This is a genomic window from Acetobacter sp., from assembly GCF_047723915.1.
GTDB lineage: Bacteria > Pseudomonadota > Alphaproteobacteria > Acetobacterales > Acetobacteraceae > Acetobacter.
Window position 1 is genome coordinate 103,286 of sequence record NZ_JBDOBQ010000002.1, and the last position, 14,241, is coordinate 117,526.

Genomic DNA, 14,241 nt, shown 5'->3' on the forward strand with positions numbered 1-14,241 from the left:
GGTGCAGGTCCAGTCTGGAATTTTAAAAGGAATTTTTTGTATGTCGGCTTTTACAAAGACAATAAGGCTTCCCGTGTTCGCCGCCGTTCTGGCCGGGCCGCTGGCAGGCTGTGCCAGCCCCGAATGCCAGAGCACCCATTACGAATGGGATGCCGGCCGCCGACCGCTGAGTGCCGCTGTTGAGGATGTCGGGCAGCGGACCGGCTGTGCGGTAAAGGTCGATCAGCACCTGCTTGCGGGAAAGACCAGCACGGAAATCCACGGGAATTATCGGGCCCTGCAGGCCATGCGTCATGTTCTGCGTGGCTCGGGGCTCAAGGTCAGCCGCACGGAGACCGGTCTGGCTATCGTGGCGCGGCATCCGCAGGAAAGCGGTGACGTTACCCATGAGGATGAAGACTGACACCTGTCAGGGTTCAGGCCCGCCGGCCGGGGTATGAGGAACCTGTCGTATACGACAGACACGACCTGTCCACCAATCCGGCCCTGGCTGGCTTGTATCTCATATGCGCGCACAGTGTGTTTCTCTGCTGCGCTTCTCCAGTGCGATACCGGGCAGTCGCCCGGCATCGCCGGATGGCACCAAAGCGGCACGGGGCCGGGACGCAGAAGGCTGATCCTCGGGGCGTATTTCCTGTGGGGACAGCAGCATGGCGTTCATAGACCGTGCCATCTCCTTTTTTGCCGCCAAAACCCCGTTTCCACCGATCGGAGGTTCAGGATCAGGCGCAGCCCATGATGGGGTCGCCGTGATCCACGGTTCTTGAAATCGGTCCGCCTGGACATCAACAAACGGTTCTTTGCTTTTTTATCCTGTACCATTCAACGTGACACAACCGATCATGTCCGAAAATATATAACCCCTTTGCAGACTGTTCCGTGTTCCGCGGTCGGGAGGAATGGCGGTTGCCGCTGTCAGGAAATTTGCCAGCGGCGGGGGTGCGGGTTATGATCCGTTACATATTGACAACGAAGTAGTCGTCCGGGCGCATAATAAAGAGGGACGAGCCAATGGTCAGCCGTCTTTCCCTTCCACCGTTTGGCATGCTCAAGGCATTCGAGGCCTTCGGGCGGACGGGCAGTATTCGCGAAGCCGCCGAGGTGCTTGGGGTCAGCCAGACCATCGTGCGCAGGCATCTGCATGGGCTTGAGGAATGGATGGGGACCGCGCTCATCAACCGTGAAGCGGGTGAGCTGACCTTGCGCGGACATGTATTTCATGGGCGTGTGACCCAATCCCTGCGCGAGATCGCCCGTGCGACGCAGGATGCGCGCGCGCTTCCTGAGGCTGGACTGCGTATTCGTTGCCTGCCTGGCTTTGCATGCAACTGGCTGATTTACCGGCTGGAGGAGTTCCGGCGCATTCATCCGAGGATCGAAATCGAGATTCTGCCTGACCGGCATCCGTCCGATTTCGAGCGCGATGAAGTTTCGGCCGATATCCGCTTTCTTTTGGCGCGTGACCGTACAGCATTTCCCGCCACGCTGGAGGCCGTCGAGATCTGCCGTCCCTACTTTTTTCCCGTTGCTTGTCCCAAACTGGCAGGAACCATCAACGGGCGGATTCATTCTGTGACCGACCTGCTGCACGAACGTCTGATTTCAACGGATTCCAACCAGGGCTGGCTGAGCTGGCTGGAGGGACAGGCTGCCCATGACGTCGCGTTGAAGCCCTGCATCTCGATGGGGCATATCTCGCTTGCTCTGGCAGCCGTCAAGGGTGGGCAGGGTGTTGCGATCGTGGATAATTACGTCGGCAGTATGGATCTGGCGGCTGGCAATATCCAGCGTATCGAGATTGCGGGCAAGCCGTGGCGCGATGTGTCACGTGGCGTATATGCCCTGGTTGCGCCTCAGGCGAACTGGCATAATCAAGCGCTGGTCCGGTTTGGTAAATGGTTACGGAAAACAGCGCTTTCTTTCCAGCCCGGCCAGTGAGCAACTGGCGTGCTGGCGGCCTGTTTCCGGTCCAGGATTGTGCTCAATCGAGGGCGGTCTTACGGGGTATTTCAAGCTGCGGAACATTTGGTTTCGGGGCCAGAAGATAAAGTTTCTTTGCTTATTGTTCCGCAATAGATACGATAATCCATAGAAAACATCTTGTTATTCTGAATGAACATTCAGTCTGACACATATCCTGAACAATTTTTCGCAGGGCAGACTCTTGTCTGCGCGGAGACGGACCTTGTGTCCGGGCGATGATCGATGTCCTGTTGAATCCATGGCGGATATTTCGCATGAAGTATGAAAAGCACGATTTCACTCTTCGTTCGGCAGCCTGCCGCTCTACATCCTTGAGTTGTCTTTCCATGATGGGGGTACTGGCGCTGGGGTGGCAGGTCTGCGATATGGCCCGGGCCAGTGCGGCGACACCGCACCGACCGCAGAAACCGCCAGGTACCCTCAAGCCGTCAGGGGATGCAAAGCCAGTGGGTCATGCAAAGCCGGCGGTGCGTCACGAACCGGGTTATGTTGCCGGAGGGCGCGAGGCGATCAGCGTCAGCGGGCGGCGTTATGCGTTCTCCAATCCTGCGGGCCAGCACGTCGCGGACGCCACGACACATGTGACCGCCCGCACGCTGGAGAACCGCAACGTGTTCACGGTGAACGACATTGCCCGGATCGTTCCCAACGTGACGGTACAGGCCGTCAACGGCACGGCGACAAACAATTTTTATATTCGCGGTGTAGGGTTCAACGACTTTACCCAGAACAACATTTCGTCGGTGATGACATATATCGACGATGTGGCCTTTCCCCTGGCCACCATGACGACTGGCATGATGTTCGACATGGCGGGACTGGATGTCACACCGGGCCCGGTAGGCTTCAGTCATGGGCTGGGCGATACGGGTGGCGAGATTCTCATGCACACGGCTGACCCGACGCGCACATGGCATGCCGGGGCGAAGCAGGATATTGCCAGTTATGCTCGCAGCCGTTCAACTGTTTATGTCTCCGGCCCGATTTCCGACACGCTGTCCTTTCGCGTGGCGGCGCAGACCATCCATGGCGGCGGATGGCAGAACAATCCTCTCACGGGCACATCTTTGGGCGATGCGGATACGTGGGCTGTGCGGGCCAAGGTTCTATGGACACCCGACAGCCGCACCAGCCTGATGCTGACGGCACACTGGATGCAGGATGATTCAGAGGTTGTGGCCGGTCGTCCGGTTCTGGCACTTGTCGCGAACCAGCCGATTCCTTCACTGGGCTACCAGCAGGCGGAATGGAGCCAGAATGCGGCTTTCATGCATCTGATGGGGCGCCGGGCAGACCTGAAGCCCAGCGAGCATAATACGTTCTGGGGCGCGGACGTAAAGTTCACCCGTGATTTCGACTTTGCGACCCTGAAGGTCATTAGCGCGTATGAGACAGAGCGCGAGGCTGAATATACGGATGAAGACGCAACTGCGCTTTCAACGGGCGACGTCTATCGGAATATCGTCTCGAATGTGTTCTCGCAGGAGATCAGGCTTGAATCCCATAAGAATACCCCCCTGCAATGGGGTGTGGGGGCCTATTATGACCGGATGCGTGTCCTGCAGAACTTCAATAGCAATGCGCTGGACTACTCCATTATCAAGACATTCCAGATGTCCAATTATCGCGAAAACCAGCAGTCATTTTCGCAGTTCGCCAACCTGTCCTGGCGTCTGCCGCGCAACGTCACGCTAATGGGGGGGCTGGCGCACCAGGCGGATGACCGGCGCATTCTGGATATGCAGACTCACCGGCTGGGAAAGTTCAACTATTATTTTCCTGATTCAGGTACACAAAGCAACCAGTTTACCGGCATGCTGGGCGTACAGTGGTCACCTTTGAAAAATCTTATGTTTTACTATAAAATTTCAAAGGGATTCCGGCCGGGAGGGTTCACGGCCAATCTGACGCTTGATGCCAAGCAGCTTCAGCCATTCAAACCCGAGACGGTGCTCTCGAATGAGGTAGGTTTCAAGAGCGATATCATTCCTGATCGGTTTCGCCTGAACGGGGCGATGTTCTATTACGATTACCATAACCAGCAGATTGTCGGTACCTATGTTTCTCCCCTGTCAGGACCGATTAGCCAGTATGTCAATGTACCGAAATCCAATATATGGGGCATAGAGTTTTCGGCAGACATCCATCCGCTTCCTCATGTCTATATTACCCAGAATTTCGGCTGGGAACGCGGCACATATGATAATTTCTATTCCATGGACCGTACGCAGGTGAACGCGCACCATGTGGCTACCGGACAATGGGCGAACTTCTACAGTAATTTCTCTCATATGGATATGGGTATTCCCAAGCTTACACTCAGTGGCGAAGCTGATTATCGACTGCCCGTCTTTAAAAAATATGAGTGGGAAACAGGGGTGGACTGGATGTATCGCGGGGCGCAGAACATGCTTCCTGCGGGAAGCGGGGTTTATGTGCTGCCAGCCTATTTCCTGCTTGGCCTGCACACTACGTTTCGTCCGCAGAACAGCCGTTGGTCTGTAACAGTCTATTCGTCCAACGTGTTGAACAGACAGTATGTTTCAACGAGTGGCAACTACTCGACGAACTATTTCTGGGTTTCGGGACCGCCCCGCTTTGTCGGCGCCAGAATGTCGTTGGATTACTGATCCACCTCGCGTTGCATCATCAGGCGGAGCGAGGGCAGCCCCTGTACGGGATCTGTCTGGCGCTCCACCTTAAATGACAGAGATATTAATGAGAGATTTTGAATATCCTGGCCGTTCGATCACGATGGCCCGTCACGGCATGGTGGCCACGTCTCATCCTTTGGCGTCGTTGGGTGCCATCGAAATCCTGCGACGCGGTGGGAACGCGATGGATGCCGCGATTGCCGCCTGTGCCATTCATTGTGTGGTCGAACCGGGCTCGACAGGGATCGGGGGCGATTGTTTTGCGCTTTACTGCCCCCGAGGGCAGGGCACACCGATTGCCTATAACGGTTCAGGCCGTACCCCAGCCGCCGCGACGACCGAGTGGTACCTTGCGCATGGGATTACCGAAATCCCGCGCCAGTCTCCGCATGCCGTGACGATTCCAGGAGCGGTAGAGGCATGGACGCGTCTGTCGGCGGATCATGGCCGTCTTCCACTTGCCGAAGTGCTTGCACCGGCTATCGCCTACGCCCGGGAAGGCTACGCGGTCGCACCAAGAATGGCCTTTGATTGGGCCAGGCAGCGTGACCTGCTGATGGCAGATCCGGGGAGCCGACAGATATTCCTGCCTGACGACACGGCACCGACGGCTGGCCAGGTCCACAGGCAGCCTGCCCTTGCCGATACGTTGGAGGGGATCGGGCGGAACGGAGCGGACCATTTTTACCGCGGTGCCGTGGCGGAGGGCATGGTGGAGACATTACAGGCCCTTGGCGGCTTGCACACGCTCGAGGATTTTTCATCGACGCGGGGCGAATATGTGACCCCGACGCAGTCATCCTATCGGGGGTACGATCTGTTCGAATGTCCACCAAACGGGCAGGGGATCGTGGCTCAGATCATGCTGAATATTCTCGACGGATTACCGGTGGGAGGAGATCCGCTTGATCCAGAGCGGATTCATTTTTTCATTGAAGCATGCCGGCTGGCTTATGCGACGCGGGATAGCTTTGTCGGGGATCCGCAAACTGCCGCGATTCCGACGGAATGGATGCTGTCATCGGCATTTGCTGAGTCACTGCGGATGCAGATCGACCCCGGACAGGCGCTTCCGCCCCGGCCGACGATCCAGCCAGAACACAAGGACACCGTTTATATCACCGTGGTTGATGATGAGCGGAACACGGTCAGTTTCATCAATTCGATTTTCCATGCGTTTGGCAGTGGTATTACCACGCCGCGTTCCGGTGTGCTCTTCCATAACCGGGGTCAGAGCTTTTTTGTCAGGCCAGGACATCCGAATACCGTTGCACCAAAGAAACGACCTATGCATACAATTATTCCGGCAATGCTGATGAAGGACGACCGTGTGGCGTTGTCTTTCGGTGTCATGGGGGGGCATTATCAGGCCATGGGGCATGCTTACGTCCTTTCAGCCATTCTCGACTGTGGACTCGATATTCAGCAGGCTATCGATCTGCCACGCATGTTTCCTATGCCGGGGCAAAAACATGTCGAGGTTGAAAAACCAATGTCCCATGACCTCAGAGCGGCACTTGCGGCACGTGGTCACAGTCTTGTTCCTGCACGCAATCCGATCGGCGGGGGGCAGGTTGTAAGCATTGACTGGGACACCGGGGTACTTTGGGGCGCCTCCGATTTTCGCAAGGATGGTCTGGCACTTGGCTATTAAGGCGCAGTTCCGGAGCCGTCCGGGGAATATTTCCGGTATCGGATAGAAACCACGAGGGCGGTGTTTTCCAAGATGACAAAAACAGGCACGACAGAAAGCAGGGAGCTTATGGCCGTATGGAGCGAAGGTCACGGTTCCATCAGGCGAACACGTCTTCTGGTGGGGTTGTGTGCGGGGAATTTTCTCGAATTCTATAATTTCATGGCCTATGCGTTTTTCGCGCCCATGATCGCACGAACCTTCTTTTCACAGCATACACCGATAATGGGGCTGTTCTATTCCCTGCTGACCTTTGCCGCAGGCTTTGTGGCGCGTCCGCTCGGAGCCTGGGCGATGGGCCTGTTCACACGGCGGTACGGCTACAACCGAAGCCTGACGGTCACATTCACACTCATGGCAGTCGGGTCTGCCGTTATCGCGCTGACACCCGGTGGTGCCCAGATCGGCATGCTGGGCTCATTTCTAATTCTGATCGCACGCGTGTTGCAGGGCTTTTCGGAAGGGGCTGAGGTTGGACCGACAACGGCGCTGATGTTTCTTGTCGCGCCACGTGGGCTCGGCGGTGTGTTCGGATCGCTTCAGTATTTCACGCAACTTGTCGGGGCGTTCTGTTCCGTCTGCGTCGGGCTTGTCCTGTCAACGCTGCTATCTCACGATAGTCTTTATAATTGGGGCTGGCGCGTTCCATTTCTTCTGGGGCTTGTCGTTTTTCCAGTTGGACTACTGCTCAGGGGGGAGATCGCAGCGCTAGGGGCCATGCCGGAGACGGAGCCTCTGGTGGGCAGGAAAGAGAGTACGGTAGGGGAACCCCGTGTAACATTGGGCCTGGTGCTGCTGATTTTTATTGGTGTCGGCAGTGGCACGGTCTCACACTGGTTGCGTACCTATAATGTCAGTTACGCCATTACTGTCCTGCACCTTTCGCCAGCAAGTGGCATGGCGGCCATGCTTCTGGGTCTGCTTGTCGGTCTTGCCGCCCTTCTGGGAGGAATGGTGATCGCGCGGAAAGGACTTGCGCTCCGCTCATGGGTAATCGGGATCGGGATTGTTAATACCCTGCTTACGATACCTGCTTATTATATCTGTATATCTCATCCAAAATTCTGGTCTGTGACGGCCCTGAACCTTGTTCTTTTCACCTGTTCTGGTTTTACGTCAGCACCACTGTGGCAGGAAATGCTGCTTTGTCTGCCACATCACAGTCGGGGGTTTGTTTTTGGTATCGTTTATGCGCTGGCAGTGTCGACACTGGGTGGCCTGACGCAACCGGCAGTTACGTGGCTCATTGCCTTGACGCAAACACCGATGGTCGCCGGGTACGTCATGACCTGTGCGATTCCGGTTGGCACGATAGCCTATGCTCTCCTTTCCAGTATCCGGCTTCGACGCTGAACTGCATCGGGACGTTTGGGGTATGTCGTAAGTGTAGCTTGAGGGGGGCATAAAATGCATATTTGCAAGGGTAGATGGAGTGCAGTATGCCATAGCAGTCATGGAAGCGTGCTGGCAGGTGAGGGGAGAATATTCCCGCAGGAATGACAGCATGGCCTTGCCAGACAGACGGTGTTCACGGTCGGGCCACTGGCGTTAGCGTCATGAAGTGAGAGAAAGCCCTTTATCTCCTTGCATTGATTGTAGGTGAGGGCATGCCGGGCGTATTGTCATTGCACATCTGCCCTGCAAAGGGAGGAATATCACATCTGAACGGACGCATAAGGCTCATGTCCAGTAATGGCAGGTGCAACCCTACGCAGGCTTGGCTTTCAGGAGAAAAGCTGCAAATCCAATGAAAATCGCTCCCGTAATCCGGTTGAAGATGCGTTTGACAGCGGGACGGGTCAAATATTGTGACAGTGAGCGTCCGCCAGCAGCATAGATCACGTACCAAAAACATTCGATGATCGAGAAGCTTGTAACAAGAATTGTAAATTGAGGAATTTGCGCTGCAGAAGGATTAACGAACTGCGGTAAAAATGCAGCCGCAAAAAGCAGAAGTTTTGGATTGCTGATGCCGATCATAAAGCCGCCTCGAAACAGAACGACACTGGAAAGCGAGGCATGAAGTGTGTTGGCACCAACGTCGAGAGGTGTAATTTTACTGCACCAGCTCTTAAGCCCCAGATAAAGCAAATATGCGACACCCAGGTACCGTAGAATTTCGAACGCTCCAGGCAGTGCCATAAGCAGCGCGGTTAATCCCATTGCAGACGCGGTCAGAATCATGATCAGCGCAACAAGGCATCCGGCCATTGCGGCAATGCTGCGCTTTATTCCAAGATCGACGCTGCGTGACAGAATATGAAGCATGTTGGGGCCCGGCGTGGCGGAGAGCAGGAAAACTGCCACCACGAAAAGCCACCAAGTATGAAGTGTCATAATACCGTTCTCACATTAAGCATGAATGTTTTATTGGGATTTAAGTCATGATACTGTATCGGGGCCAATACGGAAGTCTGTCAACCGTGCAAGACTGGCTGGACCCTGATGTGATGACGAGAGCCCTGTCAGCAAATGCTATCAGAACACTGTTCTGGAGTGGTGGCAGCATCAAACATTTTTCTCATATTGATTGGTAAGCAGATCCCTGCACAAAAAATATCCGTCATGATGCCGGGAAGAAGCAACGCAGCGAAGTGTGGCAACACCAATCAGGAGGGGAATTATTGAAACCACAAGGTATATTATAGAAAATTGTGTGTCCGCATCCAGTTTTCTGCGAAACGGGGCCACTTGACGGTTTCGGTTCCTGGTTTTCCCAAGCCGAAGCCATGGCCCCCCGCCGAGAACAGATGCCGCTCGACGTCCACGCCATTATATTCGCAGGCGGCCTGCAAAATGGCCGTGTTTGCGGGGTTCGACACCGGATCATCAGCAGCCTGGATAAGGAAGAATGGTGCAAGGCCGGGATGCACGTGAGTCTGCATAGACCACTGCGTGCTTTGGTATGTGGTGGGGTGATCGCCAATGAGCACGCGACGTGTCGAAGTGTTCTGAAAGGGTGCTTCCACGGTTACAACAGGATAGATGAGCAGCGAAAAATCGGGGCGGCCTGATACCGTGTCGAGGGCATCCGTCGGGGAGTAATTGAGGTGATCGGCGAGCACTGCTTCCATTCCCAATAGATGACCGCCAGCAGAGAAGCCGAGAATACCCAGCCTGTTTGGGTTAATGCCGAAATGGTCCGCTTTCCCACGAATGAAGCGGATCGCGCGTTCGGCGTCCTGGAAGGGTGCAAGCGTGCCAGACAGCCAGCCTTCCAGCGGCAGCCGGTAGGTCAGCACAAAGGCTGTCACCCCGATCGATGCCAGCCACAGGGCGGCAGGGATGGCTTCAGGTCCGTTTTCGATACGCTTGTATCCTCCTCCTCCGGCAACAAGTATCGCGGTGCCTGTCGGTCGCATGGGTCGTAAAATCGTCAGCGTGGGGAAAGGGACGTTCGTGACTACGCCATGTTGGGAGATGCGCTCGCCTCCATCCGGTCCACCCCCACCCGGCGGCTGAACCGGCCAGATCGGAAGCCCGGAAGATACGTCGTTTTGCGTATCATGAAGAAATGAGTGTCCCTTCTGGAATTCAAAAGTTTCCGCCACAGTGGTTGAGGCCAGAGCGGTCATCGTTGTGGCTGCAGCGAGCGTGCATGTCATAAACTTTCGTCTTCCGATCATTTTCAGCTCCCGTTGCGCCAGCTTGTTTCTCTACAGTTTAGTGCAAAGTAATCTTTCGCCCAATACCTTCCTGCGTTTCTGTCATATGATCGTGCAACTTGTTTTTCGTATTGTATATTAAAGTATCATCAGTTTTGATATCGGAGGTGCCAGCAGATCGCGACCATCACGCCAACTCGTGGGCGCCAGACTCATCTACGTCGAATTTCATGGCGCGATCAATGTACTACGCTATCCTCTTCGTTCAGGCTGAGCTCGGCGGATCGTTACCGATCTCCCTTCGATGCATAGTCTGCAGGCGGCTTCGGGCATTATCCGCCCATGCAGTTGTCCAGTACTGCACGGTGCCGTGAATACCGGTCTCGCAATTGTGCCGGGTGTTCCAGTCCAGTGCCCGCTCTGCGTGGGTGGGGGCGATTTCGTAACGGACATCATGGCCGGGACGGTCCCAGACAAGCGGATCACCCGGTCACGGGGGACCGTGCAGGTCATGCAGTCCACATTCAGGATATCATAACCGGTCGTGCGGACGGAAAACCTGATGGCTGTGGACCTGATACCGTTGCATCCGCCTGTCAGTATAATATGCAATCAGCACCTCTTGCGATTGTTTATGATTTTCTGTGTCTCGTTGGTAATTGTTAAAACGGGATTCATTCAAAAAAACTCTGCACGGCATTGGTGCCGGTGCTTATGCCGTCCGCTGGCAAGACCGGTGATCTGATCATGTTTCCCAATCTGCGCGGTATTCGCAAAAGCTATGTCGCGAACCTGCTTGACAAGGTTCTGCTGGATAACCGTGTCACACAGTTTGCCCTGAAGTGGGGTGTTACATCTGGTCGTCTACGGTCTACCCGGGTCCGCATGCAGCCGGGGAATGTTTATTTCTTCTGGGGGTATCGCTCGGTACATGCGAACGAGCCCTGCGATCGTGACCAGATTCGTGCGACAGCTCTGTTCCATTACGTCAATCCCCATGTCAATAGTCGCGCACGTCGTCTGATCAGCCGAGAGGCATTGGCCGACTGAACGATGCCCGACTTGTACGAGATATTTTTCGACGATTGCCGGATGTTTCACGAAGGCGGACGTCGGCGGATGTCATTTGCCGGGACGCAGTTCCGGAGGAATGATTTTTGTCAGCCAGTCCACAAAAACGCGCACGCGCGGAGAAAGCTGCCTGTTGCTGGGATAAAGCACTGAAATAGGCGTGGGTGCCGGTTGAAAATCCGCCAGCACCTCGACCAGGGTTCCTTGCGCGAAGTCATCCGCGAAACGGTAGCGCGGTGCCTGTACAAGGCCTAACCCCAGCCTTGCTGCGGCGGCGCTGGTGTCTGCACCGCTTACCAGCAGGCGTGCTGGAAGCATCACTTCGCGCATTTCATTGTCGTATGTGAACTCCAGCGGCAGCGGTTGGCCCGTGCGTGATGACACGAAGCCGATCATCTGATGGCCTTCAAGTGCTGCTGGGGTGGTTGGCGTGCCATGGCGCGCCAGATAATCCGAACTGGCGACGGTGACTTCTTCCATTGTTCCCAGATGCCGGACCACCATGTCGCTATCGGCAAGGGTACCGGCTCGCACGACGCAATCCACACCCTCGCGGATCAGGTCGACATACCGTTCGCCCTCCCCAATGTGGACTGTCAGGGAGGGATGCCGCGCAAGAAAGCCCGGCAATGCCGGGAGTATGATCGTGCGTGCCAGATGACCGACGACGTCAACGCGCAGCACCCCAGCGACAGCACCGCCAGCACCACGATCTGCGTCCTCCAGGTCAGCAAGGATCGCAACGCATCGGCGGTAATAGGCAGCCCCTTCCGCCGTCGGCTGGACGTGGCGGGTGGAGCGTTGCAGAAGCCGGGTACCCAGCCTGTTTTCCAGCGCCTTGATGGCAGCCGTCGCGACAGGACGGGAGACACCACAGGCAGCGGCGGCGGCACTGAAGCTGCCGCGATCCACAATGCGTACGAAAAGATCAAGTGTGGCAAGCCTGTCCATAGAATTGTTCCATGACGCAAAACAATGCTGTTTGAAAAGTGGATATTATCGAATGGGCAAGGATGTGACCAGTATAGGGCCATCAGCAAATGGAGGTTCCTGTGCCTGCTTCGAAAACCATTGCCATTGTCACTGGCGGAAGCCGTGGCCTTGGCCGCGCAACTGTCGAGGCACTTGCCCGACGTGGCGTTTTTTCAATCTTTACCTATCATTCCAACACATCCGCGGCTGACGACGTTGTTGCCACTGCCGAACGGTGCGGCGCCCGTGCCGTGGCATTGCAGCTTGATACCGCACAGACCCAGGCTTTTCCGGCTTTTGCCAAAAATATTCGATCCGTATTGGCCGAATGGGGTGTCGAGTGTTTCGACTACCTGGTCAATATGGCAGGGACATCGCAAGCCGGCCTGTTCGGGGCTGTGAAAGAGGAGGATCTCGATGCTGCCTATCGTATTCATGTCAAAGGGCCGTTGTTGCTGACACAGGAACTGCTGCCGCTGATCGCGGATGGCGGACGGATTGTGAATATCTCGTCAGGGCTGACCCGTTTCGCTTATCCCGGTCGTATTGCTTATGCGTCCATGAAAGGGGCTGTGGAAGTCATGACACATTACATGGCCAAGGAACTCGGGGGGCGGCGTATTACCGTTAATACTGTGGCTCCCGGCGCCATTCAGACGGATTTTTCGGGCGGTGCCGTGCGCGACAACCCCGACGTTGCACGACACATTGCGGAAACGACCGCACTCGGGCGGCCCGGCCTGCCGGACGATATCGGTCCCATGATCGCGTCGCTGCTATCCGAGGACAATCGATGGGTGAATGCGCAGCGGATCGAAGTCTCTGGCGGGCAGGCTATTTGATCCGGCTCCAGTCGCGTTTAAGGGGCGGATTACCCCGCGTGGATCTTTCCGCGCCTGTTGTGTTTGGCTGCATTCATGGAGGATCTGGGAGCGACCGGTGGTGAGCCGGTCGGAAAGCCCCAGCCGTCGGGCAAGGTATTGGCAGCGCCATGACGGCGTAATGCGCGAGCCTAACTGTCATGTCTTGCGTCGGGAACGCGTGGGACAGACCGGCCCTGCGTTTCACGGGCATGATCGGACGCCCAGGCAGAGGCCGGATGCCGGGTCATTTTGGTATGATGCAATGGATAAGTGCGGCAACAACGAACAGGGCAGCCGTGCTCAGCGCCCAGATGCCGACAAACCAGAGGATACGCTGGCCAAGGCCACGGGGCGCGCTATCCCCGTTGCCTTGTACGATTTCAATGATAGCCATCTGCTTCCGTCACTTTTCCCCGGAATACCCGGTAGGAGTAAACCGTATATGTCAGAATTATCGGCAGGAGAATGACGGTGCCCACCAACTGGAAAAACTGGCTGGACGGGGGGGAGGATACGTCCCACAGCGTCAGCCCCGGTGGAACGGCATAGGGCCACACCGTAATGCCAAGACCGGACAGGCACAGAAAAAACCATCCGAGCGCACACAGGAATGGCCCCCAGGAATGGCCACGGCGGAGCCCCACGGCCAGTGCAATGCCTAGTATGGTGACCAGGACCGGCACAGGGGCGACATAGGCAATATTGGGCCAGTCCGTCCAGCGGCGCAGGTATGGCGCATGCAGCAGCGGTGTCCACACACTGACAGCCACGATGCACAGGAACAGCCCGATTGCCAGCACCTTTGCCCATTTGCGGCAGGACGCTTCCAGCACGTCCGTTGTCCGCCAGATCAGCCAGGTGGTACCCAGCAGGGCGTAACCACACATGACTGACAGTCCGCACAGGATGCTGAAGGGGGTCAGCCAATCCAACGAACCGCCGACAAAGGCCCCGTTTACGACATTGATCCCCTGAACAACGCCGCCAAGGATGACACCCTGGCAGAAAGCGGCAATGCCCGATCCCGCCATGAAGCCGACATCCCACAGTTTTTCACGCCCCGTTCCCCGCGTCATGATCCGGAATTCGAATGCGACCCCGCGAAAGATCAGCGCGACGAGCATAAGCACAATAGGCAGATAAAACGCGGGTAACAGCGTTGAATACGCACCGGGAAAAACCCCGTAGAGTGTTGCACCGCCAAGTACCATCCATGTTTCGTTCCCGTCCCACACGGGCGCGATCGTGTTGATCATCACGTCCCTGCGGCCTTCATGCCGCTCGACAGCGAACAGCATCCCGATCCCGAGATCGAAACCATCGAGAACAACATAGATCGTGATCGCGGCGATCAGAATGACGGCCCATATGACCGGAAGCCAGTACGCGACGTCCATCAT

Annotated in this window: 12 protein-coding genes; 7 read left to right on the forward strand and 5 right to left on the reverse strand. The window is 56.2% G+C overall.

Annotated elements, in window-relative coordinates; all coding sequences use genetic code 11:
• Positions 1-40 precede the first annotated feature (40 nt).
• From ABF990_RS02615 to ABF990_RS02635, 5 genes are all read left to right on the forward strand, one after another.
• Complete coding sequence (locus tag ABF990_RS02615; RefSeq protein WP_415499688.1) at positions 41-403, forward strand: STN domain-containing protein; 363 nt, start codon at positions 41-43, stop codon at positions 401-403.
• Positions 404-1,011: 608 nt separating this feature from the next.
• On the forward strand, positions 1,012-1,938 hold the full coding sequence (locus ABF990_RS02620) for a LysR substrate-binding domain-containing protein (protein WP_415499689.1): 927 nt from the start codon (positions 1,012-1,014) through the stop codon (positions 1,936-1,938).
• 371 nt (positions 1,939-2,309) lie between these two features.
• On the forward strand, positions 2,310-4,613 hold the full coding sequence (locus tag ABF990_RS02625) for a TonB-dependent receptor (RefSeq protein WP_415499690.1): 2,304 nt from the start codon (positions 2,310-2,312) through the stop codon (positions 4,611-4,613).
• Between the two features lie 88 nt (positions 4,614-4,701).
• A complete protein-coding gene (locus tag ABF990_RS02630; protein ID WP_415499691.1) occupies positions 4,702-6,291 on the forward strand; it encodes a gamma-glutamyltransferase family protein in 1,590 nt (529 codons plus the stop codon).
• A 72-nt stretch (positions 6,292-6,363) separates the two neighbouring features.
• A complete protein-coding gene (locus ABF990_RS02635; protein WP_415499692.1) occupies positions 6,364-7,683 on the forward strand; it encodes an MFS transporter in 1,320 nt (439 codons plus the stop codon).
• A gap of 354 nt (positions 7,684-8,037) precedes the next feature.
• Here the strand turns inward: ABF990_RS02635 and ABF990_RS02640 are convergent, their stop codons facing one another.
• Entirely contained in the window at positions 8,038-8,667 is a 630-nt protein-coding gene (locus ABF990_RS02640; RefSeq protein WP_415499693.1) for a LysE family translocator, read from the reverse strand.
• A gap of 305 nt (positions 8,668-8,972) precedes the next feature.
• On the reverse strand, positions 8,973-9,956 hold the full coding sequence (locus ABF990_RS02645) for an alpha/beta hydrolase (RefSeq protein WP_415499694.1): 984 nt from the start codon (positions 9,954-9,956) through the stop codon (positions 8,973-8,975).
• A gap of 726 nt (positions 9,957-10,682) precedes the next feature.
• On the opposite strand from ABF990_RS02645, the gene ABF990_RS02650 reads away from it, so the two are divergent.
• Positions 10,683-10,985 (forward strand): hypothetical protein, encoded by a 303-nt coding sequence (locus ABF990_RS02650; RefSeq protein ID WP_415506465.1) that lies wholly within the window; start codon positions 10,683-10,685, stop codon positions 10,983-10,985.
• Positions 10,986-11,057: 72 nt separating this feature from the next.
• Here the strand turns inward: ABF990_RS02650 and ABF990_RS02655 are convergent, their stop codons facing one another.
• A complete protein-coding gene (locus tag ABF990_RS02655) occupies positions 11,058-11,957 on the reverse strand; it encodes a LysR family transcriptional regulator (RefSeq protein ID WP_415499696.1) in 900 nt (299 codons plus the stop codon).
• Between the two features lie 101 nt (positions 11,958-12,058).
• Here ABF990_RS02655 and ABF990_RS02660 point away from each other — a divergent pair, with 101 nt between their 5' ends.
• On the forward strand, positions 12,059-12,820 hold the full coding sequence (locus ABF990_RS02660; protein WP_415499697.1) for an SDR family oxidoreductase: 762 nt from the start codon (positions 12,059-12,061) through the stop codon (positions 12,818-12,820).
• 265 nt (positions 12,821-13,085) lie between these two features.
• Here ABF990_RS02660 and ABF990_RS02665 read toward each other — a convergent pair whose 3' ends face one another.
• Positions 13,086-13,235 (reverse strand): DUF2474 family protein, encoded by a 150-nt coding sequence (locus ABF990_RS02665; protein WP_415499698.1) that lies wholly within the window; start codon positions 13,233-13,235, stop codon positions 13,086-13,088.
• The gene (gene cydB, locus ABF990_RS02670) at positions 13,222-14,241 is read right to left on the reverse strand and encodes a cytochrome d ubiquinol oxidase subunit II (protein ID WP_415499699.1); all 1,020 of its coding nucleotides are present in this window, start codon (positions 14,239-14,241) and stop codon (positions 13,222-13,224) included. The genes ABF990_RS02665 and cydB overlap by 14 nt, the downstream gene beginning before the upstream one ends.

Bases quoted from the DNA above. Each gene is read 5' to 3' on its own strand.
- ABF990_RS02615 (WP_415499688.1), top strand. From the start codon at position 41: ATGTCGGCTTTTACAAAGACAATAAGGCTTCCCGTGTTCGCCGCCGTT.
- ABF990_RS02620 (WP_415499689.1), top strand. From the start codon at position 1,012: ATGGTCAGCCGTCTTTCCCTTCCACCGTTTGGCATGCTCAAGGCATTC.
- ABF990_RS02625 (WP_415499690.1), top strand. From the start codon at position 2,310: ATGATGGGGGTACTGGCGCTGGGGTGGCAGGTCTGCGATATGGCCCGG.
- ABF990_RS02630 (WP_415499691.1), top strand. From the start codon at position 4,702: ATGAGAGATTTTGAATATCCTGGCCGTTCGATCACGATGGCCCGTCAC.
- ABF990_RS02635 (WP_415499692.1), top strand. From the start codon at position 6,364: ATGACAAAAACAGGCACGACAGAAAGCAGGGAGCTTATGGCCGTATGG.
- ABF990_RS02640 (WP_415499693.1), bottom strand. From the start codon at position 8,667: ATGACACTTCATACTTGGTGGCTTTTCGTGGTGGCAGTTTTCCTGCTC.
- ABF990_RS02645 (WP_415499694.1), bottom strand. From the start codon at position 9,956: ATGATCGGAAGACGAAAGTTTATGACATGCACGCTCGCTGCAGCCACA.
- ABF990_RS02650 (WP_415506465.1), top strand. From the start codon at position 10,683: ATGTTTCCCAATCTGCGCGGTATTCGCAAAAGCTATGTCGCGAACCTG.
- ABF990_RS02655 (WP_415499696.1), bottom strand. From the start codon at position 11,957: ATGGACAGGCTTGCCACACTTGATCTTTTCGTACGCATTGTGGATCGC.
- ABF990_RS02665 (WP_415499698.1), bottom strand. From the start codon at position 13,235: ATGGCTATCATTGAAATCGTACAAGGCAACGGGGATAGCGCGCCCCGT.
- cydB (WP_415499699.1), bottom strand. From the start codon at position 14,241: ATGATGGACGTCGCGTACTGGCTTCCGGTCATATGGGCCGTCATTCTG.